This is a genomic window from Desulfoconvexum algidum (assembly GCF_055382125.1).
In genome coordinates this window covers 4,800,205-4,818,630 of the sequence record NZ_AP042394.1, presented here as the reverse complement: position 1 = coordinate 4,818,630, position 18,426 = coordinate 4,800,205, and the positions used below count along the sequence as shown (strand labels likewise).

Annotated in this window: 17 protein-coding genes; 6 read left to right on the top strand and 11 right to left on the bottom strand. The window is 46.9% G+C overall.

Annotated features, from left to right (window positions below; translation table 11 throughout):
- Nucleotides 1–137: 137 nt before the first annotated feature.
- Entirely contained in the window at nucleotides 138–1,250 is a 1,113-nt protein-coding gene (locus ACZ45G_RS21885; RefSeq protein ID WP_464172633.1) for a BMP family ABC transporter substrate-binding protein, read from the bottom strand.
- Nucleotides 1,251–2,022: 772 nt separating this feature from the next.
- Between ACZ45G_RS21885 and ACZ45G_RS21880 the strand changes: the two genes are divergently transcribed.
- From ACZ45G_RS21880 to ACZ45G_RS21870, 3 genes are read left to right on the top strand one after another with little or no spacing between them, the layout of a single operon-like run.
- Nucleotides 2,023–2,472, top strand: a complete 450-nt coding sequence (locus tag ACZ45G_RS21880; RefSeq protein WP_464172632.1) for a Crp/Fnr family transcriptional regulator — start codon at nucleotides 2,023–2,025, stop codon at nucleotides 2,470–2,472.
- Between the two features lie 17 nt (nucleotides 2,473–2,489).
- Nucleotides 2,490–2,942: an OadG family protein gene (locus ACZ45G_RS21875; RefSeq protein WP_464172631.1), complete on the top strand. Its 453-nt coding sequence runs from the start codon at nucleotides 2,490–2,492 to the stop codon at nucleotides 2,940–2,942.
- Between the two features lie 51 nt (nucleotides 2,943–2,993).
- Nucleotides 2,994–4,130, top strand: a complete 1,137-nt coding sequence (locus ACZ45G_RS21870; RefSeq protein ID WP_464172630.1) for a sodium ion-translocating decarboxylase subunit beta — start codon at nucleotides 2,994–2,996, stop codon at nucleotides 4,128–4,130.
- Between the two features lie 125 nt (nucleotides 4,131–4,255).
- Here the strand turns inward: ACZ45G_RS21870 and ACZ45G_RS21865 are convergent, their stop codons facing one another.
- From ACZ45G_RS21865 to ACZ45G_RS21840, 6 genes are all read right to left on the bottom strand, one after another.
- Nucleotides 4,256–4,942, bottom strand: a complete 687-nt coding sequence (locus tag ACZ45G_RS21865) for a TIGR01621 family pseudouridine synthase (RefSeq protein WP_464172629.1) — start codon at nucleotides 4,940–4,942, stop codon at nucleotides 4,256–4,258.
- Between the two features lie 172 nt (nucleotides 4,943–5,114).
- A complete protein-coding gene (locus ACZ45G_RS21860) occupies nucleotides 5,115–6,836 on the bottom strand; it encodes an FAD-dependent oxidoreductase (protein ID WP_464172628.1) in 1,722 nt (573 codons plus the stop codon).
- A 173-nt stretch (nucleotides 6,837–7,009) separates the two neighbouring features.
- The gene (locus ACZ45G_RS21855; RefSeq protein WP_464172627.1) at nucleotides 7,010–8,005 is read right to left on the bottom strand and encodes a J domain-containing protein; all 996 of its coding nucleotides are present in this window, start codon (nucleotides 8,003–8,005) and stop codon (nucleotides 7,010–7,012) included.
- 32 nt (nucleotides 8,006–8,037) lie between these two features.
- Nucleotides 8,038–9,180: a DUF362 domain-containing protein gene (locus ACZ45G_RS21850; protein WP_464172625.1), complete on the bottom strand. Its 1,143-nt coding sequence runs from the start codon at nucleotides 9,178–9,180 to the stop codon at nucleotides 8,038–8,040.
- Nucleotides 9,177–9,449 (bottom strand): GIY-YIG nuclease family protein, encoded by a 273-nt coding sequence (locus tag ACZ45G_RS21845; RefSeq protein WP_464172624.1) that lies wholly within the window; start codon nucleotides 9,447–9,449, stop codon nucleotides 9,177–9,179. The genes ACZ45G_RS21850 and ACZ45G_RS21845 overlap by 4 nt, the downstream gene beginning before the upstream one ends.
- Nucleotides 9,450–9,737, bottom strand: coding sequence for an integration host factor subunit alpha (locus ACZ45G_RS21840; protein WP_464172623.1), 288 nt, complete (start codon nucleotides 9,735–9,737; stop codon nucleotides 9,450–9,452).
- A 263-nt stretch (nucleotides 9,738–10,000) separates the two neighbouring features.
- Here ACZ45G_RS21840 and ACZ45G_RS21835 point away from each other — a divergent pair, with 263 nt between their 5' ends.
- The 3 genes from ACZ45G_RS21835 to ACZ45G_RS21825 all read left to right on the top strand — a co-directional run bounded on the left by ACZ45G_RS21835 (nucleotide 10,001) and on the right by ACZ45G_RS21825 (nucleotide 12,672).
- Nucleotides 10,001–10,666, top strand: coding sequence for a hypothetical protein (locus tag ACZ45G_RS21835; RefSeq protein ID WP_464172622.1), 666 nt, complete (start codon nucleotides 10,001–10,003; stop codon nucleotides 10,664–10,666).
- A 68-nt stretch (nucleotides 10,667–10,734) separates the two neighbouring features.
- Nucleotides 10,735–11,418, top strand: a complete 684-nt coding sequence (locus ACZ45G_RS21830) for a hypothetical protein (protein WP_464172621.1) — start codon at nucleotides 10,735–10,737, stop codon at nucleotides 11,416–11,418.
- 3 nt (nucleotides 11,419–11,421) lie between these two features.
- Nucleotides 11,422–12,672, top strand: coding sequence for an IMP cyclohydrolase (locus tag ACZ45G_RS21825; RefSeq protein ID WP_464172620.1), 1,251 nt, complete (start codon nucleotides 11,422–11,424; stop codon nucleotides 12,670–12,672).
- A 110-nt stretch (nucleotides 12,673–12,782) separates the two neighbouring features.
- On the opposite strand, the gene ACZ45G_RS21820 is transcribed toward ACZ45G_RS21825, so the two are convergent.
- The 4 genes from ACZ45G_RS21820 to ACZ45G_RS21805 form a co-directional block, all read right to left on the bottom strand.
- A complete protein-coding gene (locus ACZ45G_RS21820) occupies nucleotides 12,783–14,915 on the bottom strand; it encodes an acetate--CoA ligase family protein (protein WP_464172619.1) in 2,133 nt (710 codons plus the stop codon).
- Between the two features lie 11 nt (nucleotides 14,916–14,926).
- Nucleotides 14,927–15,691 (bottom strand): enoyl-CoA hydratase/isomerase family protein, encoded by a 765-nt coding sequence (locus ACZ45G_RS21815; RefSeq protein WP_464172618.1) that lies wholly within the window; start codon nucleotides 15,689–15,691, stop codon nucleotides 14,927–14,929.
- Between the two features lie 131 nt (nucleotides 15,692–15,822).
- Nucleotides 15,823–16,368: a nucleoside-triphosphatase gene (locus tag ACZ45G_RS21810; protein ID WP_464172617.1), complete on the bottom strand. Its 546-nt coding sequence runs from the start codon at nucleotides 16,366–16,368 to the stop codon at nucleotides 15,823–15,825.
- A gap of 58 nt (nucleotides 16,369–16,426) precedes the next feature.
- On the bottom strand, nucleotides 16,427–18,412 hold the full coding sequence (locus tag ACZ45G_RS21805; protein ID WP_464172616.1) for a ribonuclease catalytic domain-containing protein: 1,986 nt from the start codon (nucleotides 18,410–18,412) through the stop codon (nucleotides 16,427–16,429).
- Nucleotides 18,413–18,426: the final 14 nt, after the last annotated feature.

The window sequence follows — 18,426 nt, the reverse complement described above, 5'->3', positions numbered from 1 at the left end:
CCGATTTTAAATAGTTCTTAACAAAACTGACCCATGGGTGGTATTCCATGGGTCAGTTTAAGGGAATGATATTTACAGCGGCCATTGGCAAGTTCAGGGATAAACTGCAGCCTATTCCAAATAAGGCCTGAAAAAAATTACTCGTTTGATTTTATTTTGCCGACAACGCCTTCAACAAACCAATCCATTGTAAGCATTTCCTTGTCGGACATGGTTGTATTTTCGCCGACCTTCACGTTACCTGCCTGGTCTTTGATGGGACCTGAAAAAACATGAAAGGATCCGTCTTTAATTTTTGCAGTATAGGTTTCAACTTCCTTTGCTGCAGCTTCTGGCGCATTTGAGGTGAGATCAGCCAGTCTTACGGTATCATCTTTTAACCCTCCCCAGAAACTATGGGTTTTCCAGGTTCCGTTCTGAACGGCCTTAACCTGGTCTATGAAATAGGGAGCCCAGTTCCAAACCGGCGCTGTCATATACGCTTTGGGCGCCATATCTTTCATATCTGAATTGTATCCGATTGAGAAAACGCCCCTCTCCTCAGCTGCCTGCTGGGGACCTGCGGTATCCTGATGCTGGGCAATAATATCACAGTCTTCATCAAGAAGTGCCTTGGCAGCCTCTTTCTCCTTTGCGGGATCATACCAGGTATGGGTCCATCTTACATTTACACTTGCCTCGGGGTTAACCGCCTTAACTCCCAGGGTAAACGCATTGATGCCCCTGATAACTTCAGGGATTTCAAAGGCAGCCACATAGCCAATTTTATTTGTTTTTGATTTAAGCCCTGCAACCAGTCCGGAAAGGAATCTTGGTTCGTACATCCTACCAAAATAATTGGCCATATTGTCAGTCTGTTTATAGCCGGAGCAATGGCAGAATTTTACATCGGGAAACTCTTTGGATATTTCTTCAACATAGTCCATATACCCGAAACTTCCGGCAAAAATAATTTTGGCACCCTGATCAATCATATTTCTTATGATTTCTTTAACCTCAGGACCTTCAGGGCAGGACTCCTTATAGATTGTTTTTACACCCAATGTTTTTTCAAGTTCCAGACGGGCCTGATCCTGGGCAAAGGTCCATCCGCCGTCACCAATGGGTCCGACATAGATGAAACCAACGGCCATTTGCTCTTTAACCGGAGCTTCTGCTTTTTTTTCAGCATCCTTTTCTTGTCCGCATCCTGCAATTACCAAGCACAATACCGCCACAAGTGCCAAAAAAACTCTAAACCCTTTTTTCAAAATCGACCTCCTTTAAAATAATCTTATTTTTTCGAACATTTCTTGATTAAACAGTTCTCGTTTCGGTCAAAAGCCAGTTCCAAAATTTAGATGAAAAGATACCATTTTTGTATTTTTTTTCAAGTGTTTTTATTATATTAGCTCTATATTCAAACCATGGGAAATACAATAAGAAAAACCAATTCCCAGGATAGGGTTTCTTGCCTCGGCCCAAGAGGGTACCCCATAAAAAATGGTTGCGGATCTATTTTAGGCTCCACAGTTACTTTAAACTGGCTGTGGCAAAGCAGATGAAGTAAATTTGGCTCGCCTGGAACTAGAGGTACAAAAAAGGAGATTGGCTTTAATTTATTACGCATGAGCCTCTTGCAGAAAAACCGAAATTCACTGGAAATAATTTATGAAGATCCCACCTTCATGTCATTGGTTCAGCTAATTCGAACCGGAAAAATACTGGTTGCCGACTGGGCAAGCCGATAATTTATTTTTTTTAAAAAAATGAGTGCTGCTGGATGGAATCCATGGGTTCCAGTGCAGGCTGACCGGAAAGGATATCGGCTACATCTTGAGGTTGAATCGACACCCTTATGGCAAATATCCAGATGGCGGAATGGACAAAGTATGTGACAAGGAGGACTTATGATTGTGTCTGGTGACCATATTATAAAGGACAACCAAGGTAATTTTTTTCTATCGACAGGAAGAATAAAATATGATTGAATGAATCTTTTTTGGGTAACGCAAGACTTAAAAACTATGCAATGAGGGCGTTATGGGCAGTATATCAGATATATTACACAGATCGAGCGTTTTCAATTCCCTGGACAAGACAGATCTTGAACAGATCATCCCCCTTTTCGAACGAAGGGAATTGTACACAGGGGATATCCTTAGCACAGCAGGAACCACGGCCCAGTATTTTTTTATACTGGAAAGCGGGACCCTGCTTCTGGCAATGGAGAAAGGTAAATCCGTTGTGCTGGCAACCCCTGGGGATTTTATTGCTATGGAGCTTTTAAGCGACAGGGGCAGATATAAGACCACCACGACCGTCCTGGAAGATGGCATGGTGTTTATTATTCCCAGGGTAGCCTTTTTAGACCTTATTCAAGAGGATACCCCCGGAGCCGGTGTTATTATGCAGGCCTGGCAGGTATTCCTTGATCAGACTGCGCCATTTGCAAAAAATATAGCGGACATTGATGTCCCTGCAATTTTTTAGGTTAAGGAGGTAAGGGTTTGTACGGAATAGAAGCAATCAATGCAAACAATGGATGGGCCATTTCGGCAGTGGGAATCACCATTGTGTTTTCAGGCCTTGTGCTGCTCTCCTTTGTGATCGCACAACTTCACAAGGGATTGGACTTGTATGAAAATCCCCGGAAAATAAAAGGGTGGTTTTCCCTGAAAAAAAAGCCGGTAAAAGAATCGGACAACTCCTTAGAAACAGAGGAAATACTGCTTGTCCTCACCGAGGAACAAAAGGAAATAGCCAAGCAATTTGCCCTTTTGGTCAGTATCCTGGAAGATCATTTTTCATTGCCCCGGCTCCTTGAGCTTGCCCGGATCAGCGGGGTGAAAAATTTTCATTCAAATTTGAATATACTTCTCAAGTCTGACATTCTCTTCCCGGATAAAGAAGGGTTTTTCTGCTGGGACCAGGATCTGTACATCGAAACCATTTCACACTAGATTTTATAATTGGGCCAGCCCGAAAGATAATGACACCCAAGAGGACATAAAATGGATACCCTATTTTTAGAATTTTTTCAGAACACCGGTTTTTATTTATGCGACTACCGGAACATCATCATGATCATCATCGGCCTGGGGTTTATTTATCTGGGAATTGCCAAGGATTATGAACCCCTGCTACTGGTTCCCATCGGATTTGGGATGCTCATGGGTAATATCCCCATCTTTAAAGGATTGGGGCTTGGTATCTATGAAAGCAACTCTGTTCTCCACTATCTTTATTTCGGGGTGACCCAGGGAATCTATCCCCCCCTTGTCTTCCTGGGCATCGGGGCCATGACGGACTTTTCTACCCTTCTGGCAAGGCCCATACTCATGCTGCTGGGTGCGGCTGCCCAGACCGGGATTTTTATCACTTTTCTGGGGGCTCTGGCCCTGGGATTTCTTCCCAATGAAGCCGCTTCCATAGGGATCATCGGCGGGGCAGATGGTCCTACTGCCATCTTCCTCACCGCAAAACTTGCCCCCCATCTCATCGGTCCCATTGCCGTGGCTGCCTATTCCTATATGGCGCTGGTTCCTGTGATCCAGCCGCCCATCATGCGACTTTTGACCAGCCGTAAAGAGCGGCTTATCCGCATGGAAGAACCCAGAGAGGTCACCAAAAGGGAAAAAATGATCTTTCCCATTGTGGCTTTTTTGCTCTGCTGCTTTCTGGCGCCTGCTGCCTTGCCCTTGCTTGGCATGCTTTGTTTTGGGAATGTGCTCAAGGAAGCTGTGGTAACAGAACGCCTTGCTGTCACTGCCCGGACCTCCATCATTGATATTGCCACCATTCTTCTCGGGGTGACCGTGGGGGCCAGTACCCAGGGGGATGTATTCTTGACCTCCAAATCCGTGGGAATTTTTATCCTGGGTGCGGTTTCTTTTTGTATTGCCACGGCCTGCGGGGTGCTTTTTGCCAAGTTCATGAACCTGTTTTTGAAAAGCAAGATAAATCCATTGCTGGGAGCTGCCGGTGTATCCGCCGTTCCTGATTCCGCCCGGGTGGTGCAGATTGTGGGGCAGCAGGAGGATCCCACCAATTTTCTTCTCATGCATGCCATGGCACCCAATGTGTCCGGGGTAATTGGATCAGCCATTGCTGCCGGGGTTCTCTGGAGTCTTATGGCCAAGGCGATGTAGGGCGTATCACATTGGCAAGCCCGTTGTATCTGGGTACCGTGTATCCGGGTACCGGAGATGGGCAATCTGGAACTGCTCCATGCTGCTATGTAAAAAATAAAAATGACCCGATAAAGAGAATATTATCAAGCGATTCCAGGCCATTTTAACAGCCAGGGTTCTTTAAAATTTTCCAGTGCAGCACCAAACCTTTCATCCTTAAAAAAAAATGCGTTATCGGGCAAATTTACATAACAATACGAAGTGCCCATATAATCAAAGCGTAACGCATAGGAATGCAGGTAGCCCCGATCGTATTTTTTACTCTCACCTCGGTAATACAAAGGATCTCCCAAAACCGGTGCACCAATACTTTTTAACGCCACACGAAGCTGGTGGGTTTTTCCTGTCAGAGGTCTTAAGATAAACAGCCTGAGACCGTCTCCATATGCTTTGCTGAAAAAATGGGTCTGTGCCGGATTAACCTTAGTTCTTAACAATCTCCATGCTCCGCGCCGCCCTCGTTCCAGATCCCCGGAAATCAACCCCTGGTTTTTTTTTGGTTTCTTATCGGATAACGCCAGATAATATCTCTCAATTTGCCTGTTTTGAAACAGCAGGGATATCCCCCTTGCCGCTTGTTTATTTTTTGCAAATAAAATAAGGCCTGATGTCATACGGTCCAGACGGTGTACTGGGAACAGGTTCTTTTCTTTTTCTATTTTTCTGACATGGTTGATGAGGGATTCACCGTCAACCGATGTATGAAAATCAACTCCCTGGTTTTTATCAATTACAAAAAAATCTTTATTTTCATCTATTAAGGTATACATAAAAGTCCTGAATTTGTATTTTTAAAACACATTTTCAATGAATATATTAACGAGACTGATTGAAGAATGGTCGCAATGTTTCCTGAATTAAAAATAAGTGCCCCAAGGAGGGTTTCTTTGGGGCACTTATTGATTCAGATGGTGTTCTATCTAAATATATAGAATATTCCTATCAGGATACAAATTCAGGGGCTACTGCCGCCAGAACGGCATAACCGCCCTGAATATTTTTGGTATTGGTAAATCCGTTCTGGGTGAGTATAATCTGGCATTCATAGGACCGGGCTCCGGTGCCGCAGAGCAGGCACAAGAGGTCATCTTTTGGCACTTCAGAGATCCTGTTCCTAAGTTCTGGCTGGGGAATACTGATCCAGCGGTCTTTATAACGTTCAATAAAGGGGGCGGCCTCTATGGCATCCCGGACATCCAGAACTCTGATTTTTTTTGCCTTGAATTGTTCTACAAAATCAATCACATCAATGGGAATATTTTGTTTTTCTAAAATATTGTCCAGGGCATTCCCGGCATTGTTGATGATGTCCATGGCCGATGCATAGGGAGGCGCATACCCGGTTTCAAGGACACAGACATCATCCACATTAAGGCCTGTCTGAAAAAGGGGGGCAATGGAATCCACCCTGGACTTAATGGCATCTCCCTGGTTCCCAACGGCCTCTATCCCCAGAACTTTTCGGGTTTTGGCGTCTGCGATCAGGGTGATGAACATCATCCGGGACTCGGGATAAAAATGGGCCCGGTCGTGTTGGGCCACAATGGCATGGACGGGGTCAAACCCATTGGCTTTAGCCTGGGCTGCCGTGAGCCCTGCCGTGGCAATTGCCATTTCAAATATTTTAATGCAGAAGGTCCCTACGGTCCCTTTGAACTGGCTGGCCCTGCCATGGATGTTGTTGGCAATGATTCTGCCCTGGCGGTTGGCCAGGGATCCCAGGGGCATGGTCATGTTTTCACCGCTGACAAGGTTGCGAAGTTCCACACAGTCTCCCCCGGCATAAATATGGGGATCCGTGGTTCGCATACACCGGTCTACCAATAATGCACCGGATCTGCCCACGGCAAGCCCTGCCTCTGCCGCAAATTGGGTATTGGGCCTGACGCCGGCGGACATTACCACCAGATCACAGTCCAGGACCCCTTCGGCTGTATCCATTGAGGTTTCTACGGAGGTCACCCCCGAGGCAGGGCTGCCATTGATTCGTAGCACCCTTTCTGCGAGCATCACCTTAACCCCGTTTTGTTCAAGCTGGTTTTCAGCAATCTTTGAAACATGCTTTCCCAGGGCAGCCGGCAGTACCTGATCCGCCATCTCAACGATGGTGGTTTCTACCCCCCAAAGATCGGTGAGGGCTTCAGCCATTTCAATTCCAATGGCGCCAGCTCCGATGACAACCGCTTTTCCTACCTGGCCTTTGGAAAGAATATCCTTGATATCTCTGGCGCTATGGAGATTGGAAACGGTAAACACCCGGGGCAGGTCAGCGCCGGGGATGGGAGGCCTGAAAGGGCTGGCCCCGGTGGCAATGACCAGTTTGTCATAGGCCAGGGTTTCTCGTCTGCCATCATCAAGATATCGGATTTCCAATTTTTTCCCCTTCCGGTCGATGCTGGTGGCCTCGACCTGGGGGATAACCTGAATACCTTTGGTGTTTTTGAAAAATTCGGGGTCCCGCAGGGCATGGGAGGTGGTGGATTGGAGCCCTTCAAGATCGGCGATATCCCCGCCCACATAATAGGGAATGCCGCATCCGCCATAAGAGATCAGGTTGTCCCGGTCAATGACCGTGATATCAGCCTCCGGGTCCAGTCGTCTTAGCCGGCAGGCCACCTTGGGTCCCAGGGCCACTGCGCCAACAATAATGATACGTTTTGTCATGATAATTCCTTTCTTCACCGGGTATAGGCTGGTTTCTGCTCTTCCCCGGGTGATGGTTTTGTTACCTGTTCGTTTTTACTTATATTGCACGAGGTCTGTCGTTGCGGCGTATAAGGTAACACGTATTGATGAAATTTCAATTGAAAGGGAAAATTATTTTTGGAGGGGGTTAATTATAGTTTTCCAACCAGGACCTGGTAAGCATTATTGATTTCAACGAATTGGTCGTGGGATCCCCCTCTGTCCGGGTGGTGTTCCCTGGCAAGTCGTCTGTAAATTTTTCTTAATCCGCGTTTGTTCAGGTTCTTAAATTCTTCCTTGGTGATCTTAAAAATGGACCGGGCCTTGCGACCTGAAAAGATTTTGGGCGTTGGCGGGTTAAAGGAACGGTGGCGGGACCTAAAGGCCCTTTCCATCTCGTCCAAAAGGAGGGTATGGGCATAGTCATTATCAAAAAACATGATGAGATACCGGACCATATAGGCATGCAGATGGGAGGTCAGGCCAAACAGACGCTTGTTGATCCGGCATATTTCTTTTAAAAAAAAGCTTTCCACCTTGTGTTGATCCAAGGCCTGGGGCATTTGTTTGGCCAGGGCTCCCTGGAAAAAAGATTGGAGATCAAAAATGGTGTACACATAGGACTTGAGGTTCGAGGATTCCAGTGTTTTTTCTTGGGGCATGAATCCTTGTTCTATTTCATCCCGGGATTTTTTTTGCAGATCCTTGAATAAAACTGCCGGCATGTTGGGCAGGGGGCCCTGGTCCATGTTTCCAAATTTTAAAAAATGGGTGCGCCGTTTGTCAAAGGCATGGGTGAGGCATAATATTTCTTGTTTCTCTGCTGTGGTAAGCCTGGGGTTCCCAGAAGACCCAGAAGACCCAGGTCTGTTTCGGAAAAACGCGACGGCTTGTCTGATATCCGGGCGTACCCAGGGCCAGAAAAGTTCTTCAAGGGTGTCCGGATCAAATTTTTGGCAGGCGCAAGATATTGTCTCTTCTAAATTTTCATCAATGTACCATGCATTGCCGCCGGGGTAATTTATCCATGCCCCGGGGAAGGGACCCAGGTCAAAGAGATCGTGATGGACCTGTTTCTTTCCTGAAGAAACCGATTCCCTGAGAATATAGGTAGTTTTTTTCCAGGTTTTGACCAACGCAATATACATGTGTAAAGGACCCCTTTGCTTTTGGGTTCTTCTTAATGGCCGGAATGGGTTTTATAGGCCAGGGTTTTGATTTTCTTAAGGGTATATTCCCGTGTTCCCAAACCAATTTTTTCAGCATAGTCCAACTGGTGTTCCCAGTCCACCGAAGGGTATAATCCTTTGAATTTGTCTTGTCCGGGATCAAGATTGCAGGTTAAAACTGAGCCGGGCAGGGCCCTCTGGTTGTTGACAAGATCTGCACTGGCCTGGTCAATTGCAACGGGATCCGTGGATACCACCACGCCGATATCACTCACAATCGGAGATTCTGAATAGGGAAGGCAGTCGCATTTAGGGGCAATGTCCATGATGAAATTTATAAACAGGGCCTTGTTTTGTTTGTTTTTCAATACGCCCAGGGTGTATTCCATCATTTTTTCCAGGAAGACCGGAACCGTCTGGTTCCAATTGATATTGATGGAGCCTGTGGGACAGCGGACAATGCATTCACCACACCCGATGCAAAGGGTTTTATTGATATAGGCTTTTTTCTCTTTAAGGGTTATGGCTTGCCCCGGGCAGTGCTCGGCACAGTGGCCACAGCCGATACAGGTCTTGCGTTTGATCCTGGGGCTGACATTGGAATGCTGGTCCAGTTTGCCCCTTCGGGAGGCACATCCCATGCCCAGGTTTTTAAGGGTGCCGCCAAATCCCGCCAATTCATGGCCCTTGAAATGGGCCACAGAGACCAGGCCGTCTGCCGTGATGATCTCAGACCCGATATATACACTGCTGCAATGTTTCAAATCCACCTGGACCCGGGTTTCACTCGTTCCCAATAGTCCGTCTGCAATGATCACCGGTGCTCCATCCATGGAAGAATAGGAAAAACCGTTTTCAACGGCTGTTTTGATGTGGGATAGGGCATCGGACCGGGACCCCACATAGAGGGTATTGGCGTCGGTGAGAAAAGGGGTGGCCTTTGCCTCCCGGATGGTCTGGATAATTTGTCGGATATAAACGGGCCGGATAAAAGAGGTGTTCCCCTGTTCTCCAAAATGGATTTTTACGGCCGTCAGGTCTTCTTTTGACAAAATTTTTTCAATGCCGGCTTTTTTTACCAGGCGGGCCAGTTTCTGGGGAATGTTTTCCCGGGATGTGGCGGTCAGGTCCATAAAAAACACATCGGCGCTCATGGGATCATTTCCTCCTTGGGGGCTCGCTTGATCAGGGTGGATATTTTTTTGGGGCGTGGCAGCTTTTTAATGTACAGTTCACACTTAAGGGCCTGGCTCTTTGTCATTTCCGAACTTGCAGCCACAAGTGTTACCGGAAGTCTTCCCTTTGTATATTTTGCCCCCTTACCGGCATTGTGGGTGTCGATTCTGGCATTAAGATCATTGGTAATACCGCAGTATAAAGACAGATCCGCACATTCTAATAAATAGACCTGCCAGTCTCTCACCTAAGCTTCCCCATTGATTTGGTCCCTGAGTTTCCCCGCACATTTAAAGGTAACCACCCGCCTTTTTCCCAGCATCATGGATTTGCCGGTGGCCGGGTTTCTTCCCTTGCGCTGTGCTTTCTCGTTTACCTGGAATTTACCAAACCCTGAAATCATCATATCTTCTCCAGATACCAGGGTTCCTTTGATTATTTCAAGTAAAATTTCAATGGTATCCTTTGCCTGGGCGGGCGTAAGATCATTCTCTTCGGAAATTTTTTCAATAATGGTTGTTTTGGTACAAGTCAATGTGGAATGTTTCCTTTATCAAGTTGTTAAAATTTAATGGAATAATTACTTATATTGGAGAGGAATGTCAAGGAGTATAGGGGCTGTAATATCAACTTTCATAAAAACCGGGTCTGCCCAATGGGTTTGATTTAATATAATTTGAGGAGAACCAGGAGCGGTTTTGTCCGGGGTATGGCCGATATTTCCTGATTTTCCGCCTTGACATTGGAATCCACTATCGGTTAATTATAAAATTTTAAAAGGATGTAATGGGGTTTTGTATGGAATCGTTTGTCCCTTCTCAAAAGATCGGAAAAATAAAAAAGATATATCAGCTCTATGAAGAGGCCATGAACGATACCCGTGTGGTGTGCAGACAAGGGTGTTCAGACTGCTGCACCTGTAATGTTATCGTTACCAGCCTGGAAGTTAGATTTTTGTTACAATCTTTGGATTCAAAGGGTCTCGCAGATTTGAAGCAACGGTTGGAAGAAAATTTTCCCAGGAAACGATATATCCCTAAAATGACCACCAACCAGTTTGCAGCTTTTTGTATGTCCGGCCAGGACATACCTGAAGAAGAAAATAATCCGGACTGGGGGAAATGTCCCCTGCTGGAAGCAGATTGCTGTACCCTATACCCGGCCAGACCTTTTGGCTGCCGGAGCATGATGTCCCAGGTCTATTGCCGGGAAACAGGGTTTGCCCAAGTGCCTCCCCTGACCTTGACCATTACCAATATTTTTTTGCAATATATTGAGCATTTGGATCACCAGGGATTTTCCGGAAATTTGTCGGATATGCTGGTCCTGTATCTGAAAAATCCTGAAAATTTTGAAAAAAATCAAGACTGCATCGAAAACATGAAAATGAAGGTGCTGCTGGTCCCGCCTGAGCACAGGTCTTCTGTGGGCCCCCTTCTCAAACAAATGGCAGCCTTGACTTAAACCATTTAAATATATAAATTCCAATCTCATAGGCTGACTAAATTTTATATAATAGTAAAGGATAGATAATGGGAAAAAATGTAGTAGATAGGATTGATGACCAGGTAAAGATCCGCACCATCTTAGTGAGTGTGTCAGACAAATCAGGGCTGGAAGACTTCATCCCCGGTCTTTTGGCATTGAATCCAGGGATTCGGATTCTGTCAACCGGCGGAACCCATGGGCGAATCAAGGAAATTTTAGGGGATAAAGCCGGCCTTTGCCTGGAACAGGTTTCAGAATATACGGGGCAGCCTGAAACCCAGGGGGGCCTGGTGAAAACCCTTGATTTTAAGATTTATCTGGGGCTGTTAACGGAAACCTATAATGACGCCCACCAACGAGATTTGAAAAGAACCGATGCCCTTGCCATTGATATGGTGGTGGTCAACCTTTATCCCTTTAGTGAAACTATTGCCAAAGAGGGCGTGACCGTGGAGGATGCCCGGGGGAATATTGATATTGGCGGACCGACCATGATACGGGCATCTGCCAAAAATTTTATCCGGGTGGCATCGGTGGTGGATCCTTTGTCCTACCCTCATATCCTGGCCAGGATGCGAGATCAGAACGGTTCTCTATCCTTAGAAGACCGGTTTGAGCTGTCCAAAAAAGCCTTTGAACATACGGCCGGTTATGACACAAATATTGCCAACTTTCTTGCCCAAAAGACCATTACCCAAGTACAAGCGTGCTATACATCAGGAGAATAAGCCATGTCCAAAGATTTGAAACAAATGTACAAGACCATCATGGACGACCATTTTACCCCGGGGATGGAAATCTCTTTTGTGGACGGGGATCAGCGCCAAACCCTTTGCTACGAAAAGGTCTCCTGGGTCATAGACGGGGTGAACAAGGGGCTTCGTTACGGGGAAAACCCGGGACAGGAAGCCGCCTTGTACCGGCTTGTCAACGGGAATCTGACCCTGGGAAAAGCCACGACTATTCTGCCGGGAAGACATCTGGTATCGGACATTGAACTGCTCCAGTCGGGAAAACATCCGGGCAAGACCAATCTGACCGATGCCGATAATGCCCTGAATATCCTCAGATATTTTACCGATACGCCCTGTGCCGTGATTGTCAAGCATAATAACCCTTGTGGCGCTGCCCGGGCAGACAGCCTGGAGCAGGCCTATGCCAAAGCCTATATGGCGGATCGCATTGCTGCCTTTGGCGGGTGTATTGCCCTGAACAAAGCAGTTGATATCGCAACGGCCCAGGCCATTGCCAGTCAGTATGCGGAAGTTGTGGTGGCGCCTGACTTTGAGGAGGGCGTCCTGGAGATCCTGGGTGCCAGAAAGAACCTTCGGGTGATCAGGATCAACGCCATGGACAAGCTTCAATCCTATATTGGTGATCGGGTGATTGATTTTAAGAGTCTTATGGACGGCGGTATTGTGGCTCAGTGGTCCTTTGTGCCGGAAACATTGAAAAAACAGGATTTGGTCACGGCGGTAACCGAATACAAAGGGGATACCTATAAGGTCAACCGGGAACCCACAGACCAGGAATATGAGGACATGCTCTTTGGATGGCTGGTGGAATCGGGCATCACCTCCAATTCTGTCATCTATGTAAAGGACAACGCCACCGTGGGAATTGGTACCGGGGAGCAGGACCGGGTCGGTGTGGCAGAAATCGCCGTTGACAAGGCCTATCGAAAATTGTGTGACCGGTATTGCTTTGAACGCCATAAGATCGGCTTTGCCGATTTGACGGATCCGGACAAGCGGGCACAAATTGAGAGTGATGTGGCCGAGGTGAAGGGCGGTCTTGAGGGATCTGCCATGATCTCCGATGCATTTTTCCCCTTCCGGGACGGCATTGATGTGGGACTCAAACAGGGGATAAAAGCCGTGGTTCAGCCAGGCGGCTCAATGAATGATTACCAGTCCATCACTGCCTGCAACGAGAACGATGCCACAATGGTTTACACCGGACAAAGAAGTTTTAAGCACTAGAAAAAAATAGGGGTCAGGCTTGCTTTGTTGCACTTTAAGCAAAGCGCAACAAAGCAAGCCTGACCCCGTTATTTAAGCCTGACCCCGTTATTTAAGCCTGACCCCGTTATTTATTTTTTTAGTATAATTCTGGCATCCACCACATCCAGCCCCTGTTCATAGAGAATCACGGGATTTAAATCCATCTCTTCAATATCTGGATAGGATTCAATCAGTTCAGAACAGATGGCTATCAGTTTTCTGAGTGATTTTTTATCATACCCGCTTTGGCCCCTGACCCCGTCCAAAAGAACCGAAGAACGGGTATCTTCTATCATTTTTCGACAGGAGGCAGTGGATATCGGCAACACCCAGAAGGTCACATCCTTCATGATTTCAACCATGATTCCTCCCAGTCCGTACATGATGACCGGTCCGAACAATTCGTCTGTTTTGGTCCCGATGATAATCTCAAGCCCCGTTTGGGCCATGGGGGAAACCAATACCCCCCGGATGTCGGCCTTTGGATTATAGGCCAGAGCGTTTTCCATGATTTGTCGAAATCCGTTTCTGACTTCGTTTTCCGACCCAAGGTTCAGTTTTACCCCCCCGGCATCGCTTTTGTGCAGGATATCCGGTGATACAATTTTTAATACCAGATTCTTAGATATCTTTTTTGCAATTTCCCAGGCCTCGTCTTCCGTTTTAGCCACCTGTCCCACATCGGTCTGGGCCCCGTGGAGTTTGATCAGGCTTTTTGCTTCATGCTCTAACAATACATGGCGGCCTTCCCGTCTGGCAGTCTCAATAATAAGATCGCCTTCTCGTTTGGCTTTGGCTTTCCAGTTAAAAACAAAACTGGTTTTTGCATGGTATGATTTCAAATAATTGCCATATTGACACAAAGCGGCCACACACTTACAGGAAATATCCAGGGAATCATGGACCGGTATATCATAGTGGCGCAGCAGATCCAGGGCCCGGGACTCGTGGGAACTGTAAAGGGAATGGACAAGGATTGGTTTATTCCTCTTTTTGACCATGGCGCCGAAGCGATGGGCAGCCGCTTCCTCCCCAATGGCCAGGCTTTTATCAAACCGGATACCATATCCCCCAAAAAGACCGACCACAAGTATGCCGCCGACATTGGGATCCTTGATGATGATTTTGACACAATCGGCAAACAGGCTGGGGTCCGCATCTGTCCCCCCTGCCACATCAACCGGATTGACAACAGATGCTGCTTCGGGCAGGATTGCCCTCAATTGGGCCTGGGTTTTATCCGATAATTGGGGCATATTAATCCCATAATCAGACAAAAGATCTGCTGCAATGGTGGCGTGCCCCCCGCCGTCGGCAAGAATAGCAATGGAATTGTTTTTAACGGCAGGCTGGCTTGAAAGGGTTTCTGCCACGGGAAAGAGTTCATCGGAATTTTCAATGACAATAATACCGGCCCTGGCATAGGCCGCTTTTGCCACCTCACTTACGCCAGCAAGGGAACCTGTATGGGAGCCGGCCGATCTTTTGCCCGTGGCCGATCGTCCGCTTTTCAAAAGAACAATGGGCTTTTTAATGCTGGTTTTATAGGCTTCCTGCAAAAATTTGCGCCCCTCGCTCATGCCCTCCACATACATGAGAATCACTTTTGTGTCGGGATCATTCCTGAAAAATTCAAGATATTCGTGGAACTTAATATCGGATTCGTTGCCGACACCCACATAGTAGGTAAACCCTTCATGTTTGCGGATGGTGGCTTCGGTGATAAGCGTCAGGGCCATGTTCCCGCTTTGGCATAGCAGGGCGATATTTCCCAGGGGTGCATTCTGGATTCCCACAAGGTTCATATTTGTTTTAAGGTTGATCATGCCCGAGGTGTTGGGTCCGATAAACCGGATGCCATTTTCCTGAGCTGCCTTGACAACTGCTTGTTCCAGCTCTTTGCCCTTATCCCCAAGTTCCCTGAACCCCCCGGCGATGATGACGGCTCCGGCAACTTTTTTTTGGCCGCATCTTTTTAAAATGGCCGGGATGGTCCTGGCAGGGGTGGTAATAAGCGCAAGATCCACAGGTCCTTCAATGTCCATAATATCTTTATAGCAGGTAAGTCCCAATATCTTGTCTTCTTTGGGATTTACCGGGTAAATTTCGCCTTCAAACCCGTCTGCAAGAAGGGTTTTAATGGCTTGGTATCCCCGCTTTGTTTTGTTCTTGGACGCACCGATGATGGCAACGGATTTTGCATTGAGCACTTTATCCAACATGATATTTTCCTTTATTTTTTTCTTTGCTCAAAGGTATCCAAAGAAAGCTCTCTTTCCTTGGTTGACACACAGGCCAGACAGGCTTCAATCTCATAATCCATCAAGGCTTCAAGGCTGCTCTCTCCACCCGCCATGAGAAACCCTTTTTTGATGAGTTTCAGGGAAAAGGATGAATTAGCGACAATTTTATGGGCCATGGCCATGGCTTCATCCATTAAGTCATCCAGGGGAACTGCTTTGTTCACCAGCCCGATTCTCGCAGCTTCAACCCCTGTAATATTTTCGGCGGTAAACAAAAGCTCCCTTGCCTTGCCAGGTCCGATCAGATCCTGAACCAGGCGAAATGCGCCGCCTGTTACAGATGAGGTGACCCTTGCCTCGGGAGATCCGATGAGGGCTTCCTCGGCTGCAATCCTGATATCACAGGCAAGCGCCAGCTCGTACCCGGAGCCAAGTGCATACCCGTTAATGGCGGCAATGGTGGGTTTTTCAAATCGGATTATTTTTCTGGACGCCTCCTGGAGGGATTCAAGGTAAGCTCTGTAATCTTCAATGCTTCTTTCCTTGGAGTCCTTCAGGTCAGCCCCGGTTGAAAAGGCCCTGCCGGCACCTGTGATGATCAACGCTTTAATCGCTTTGTCTTGTTTGACATCCTCAAGGGCATCCTGGATCTCAACCCAGAGTTGGCGGTTCATGGCATTGAGCACCTTGGGGCGATTCAGCTGGATCAGTCCGATTTTGTCTTTTTTTTCGTAAATAATGGATTCGTAATTCATGGAACTCACCTATTGCAAATGGGGTTTTAAAAAAAAGTGAAAAAGAACGGGTGTAGATTAGGCCATGGAATATGGGATTGCAAGGAAATTCGGGCTATGCACAAGATAATGTACACGTTGAACAATTTTTGTTAATCAGAAAAAAAGGAATTATCAATATATCGGGTGATTTTTTGAGCGGCATGGTCTTTGTCCAGGATATCAAGGTCAATACACAGGCAATCTTGTAAACCGTATTTTTCGACGATATCATTGAAAACTCTTTTTTTAACCGTGCACACAAGTATTTTTATCTTCGAGTGGATAGCTGCCTGTAATATTTTTTCAAATCCTGCACCTTTGAGTTCCAGCTTGCCAAGTTCGTCAATAAAAAACATTTCCGGGCAACGGGATAGAAGCGTGTCGGTAAAGCTGTTGTCCAGGAAATTTTGGGTATCCTGATTGAAAAAATATCCGTTGTTGTTTTTTCTCGGAGTTGCCCAGGGGTAGGTTTCGAGTTTTCCTATCCGGTAAAGTACATACCCTGAAGCAAATTGGGCAGAATTATGTATCCTTTCAGGCGCCTTCGCCAAAAATCCATCGATCTGCCATTGGGGGGAAAACCGTCCTGCCAACACCTCCAGAAAGCTTGTTTTTCCGCTGGTAACAGCCCCTGTAATTAAAATAACTTTTTGCATACAACTTACCGGTTTTTTTTAAATTTCAGGTTTTTCAAAATTTCAGGCAGCAAGCTATTCAGGCCGCAAACAAGGACAGCTGATTTCTCCGGGCATCTGCGTGCTGGATGGTCACATGGAGGATATCTCCCACCTTGAGTTTAAGTCCTGAATGGGGGAGCCTGGCTTCGAGCATGAATTCTTTGAGGAGAATATTATAATAATCCCGGTGGCAGTCCAAAACAAGAGTCTCAAAACTTTTCCCCCTCATGGTTTCAAGATATTTGATCAGCCAATATCGTTTTCGGGCTCCCTGGATTCGGCCTGAGTTGGCCATGGGTACCGCAATGGTCTGGAGAATCTCTTCCAGCTCTAATTTTGAATAGGCCTTTCCAATGCCGAGAATTGACTTGATCTGGCGCTGGGTCAGCAGGTCATGGTAGCGTCTGATGGGGGAGGTTGCAGTGGCATAGGCCTTTACCCCGAGTCCGGCATGAAGTTCGGGTTTGATGCCGATAATGGCCCGGCTCAATTGTTTGCGCTGCAAAAAGTTGGGCATAAGGGCGGTTTCAATCCCTTTGAATATCCGCTGCCGGGGAGGCGCCTGGGACCTGAACACCGCCGGGACGTTGTGGTCGGCTAAAAATTCAGCCATGAGGGAATTGGCCAGAATCATCATCTCCGATACCAGCATCCGGGAGGGGTTTTCCCGGTCTATCTTTGCATATCGGATCTCTCGGTTATCTTCCAGCCAGACATTTACTTCGGGAAGGGTAATCTGGATGCCGCCGGCTTTAAGCCGTTTTTCACGCAGGAGGGTGGCTATTTTGTACAAACTTGTGATGGGATCATTTTTCCCGTTGAGCAGGTTGGCTTCTGTATAGCTCATCTGTTTATGAACGCATATAATGCTGGGAACAATTTTGTATTCCAGGATTTCGAAAAAACGGTTCATCTTAACCAGGGTGCTGATGCCCGGTCTTGTTTGACCTTCTTTCAGGCTGCAAAGGTCTTCTGACAGGGAGGGCGGGATCATGGGCAGTTTGTCATCGGGCATATAAATGGAACTGGCCCTATACCGTGCTGCCATGTCAATGGGATCTCCGGATTTAATATAGGCAGCCACATCAATAATGTGGATTCCCAGGCGGTATCCGTTTTCCGTATTTTCAAGGCTGATGGCATCGTCGTAGTCCTGGGTGGACTGACCGTCAATTGTGATCAAAGGAATGTCGGTCAGGTCTATGCGCTGGGGGTCTTTGAATACATGGCTCTGGGTTTGACTCAGTTTTTTTGTAGCCCCAAGCACGGTGTCGGAAAAGCGTGTGGCAATCTGCATGGCCAGAAGATCAATGTTTTCATCAATATCCCAGATGCCGGCATTTACAAAAATTTTAAACAATTGTTCCGGTGCACTCAGGTCTGATTTTTTCAGCATTTGTTTTGCAACTGCGCTAAAATGACTGTCGCTGCCCTGGAGATAATAGGATTTAAGGATCTCTATCACCCCCGGATCTACCGGTATCGGTGTTTCAGGAAGTTGGTCCGCCTGCATGAGGGTCAGCCATTGTGCGCCCTTGGCGATGAGGCCTTCCCGTCTCGCCCCTTCTTTTATCTGCCTTTTTTTGCCTTCCACCTGCTCCGGGCTACAGGGGGTGAAAATAGCATTATTGACTTTAAAATAGAGTTGGTCATTAAAAAAGGCACGGACCACTGCTGCTTCATGGTCCGGTGTCAGGGGAGGATCAAAACAGAACAGGGTCATGGCATCCAGATCAATCTCTTCGGGTTCATCATGGAAAATTTCCCACAATTCCCGGATATCAATAGTTTCAGCCAGCCGTTTCCTGGTTTCCGTCGCTTGTTTCAGGTGATTGACAAGGGCAGTTTTGGACAGGGCTGTATCCAGGCTCAGCTGTGAGATATGGGAGAGTCTTTTTTCGGAAAAATTGACCTCCCGGCTATTCTCATTGAGTAATCTGAGCTTGCCTTTTTTCTCGCTTAAGATGACCGCTGATACAATTTTTTGTTGATCTATATATTCTACAATGCACCCAATATTCATGGATCAGACCATAA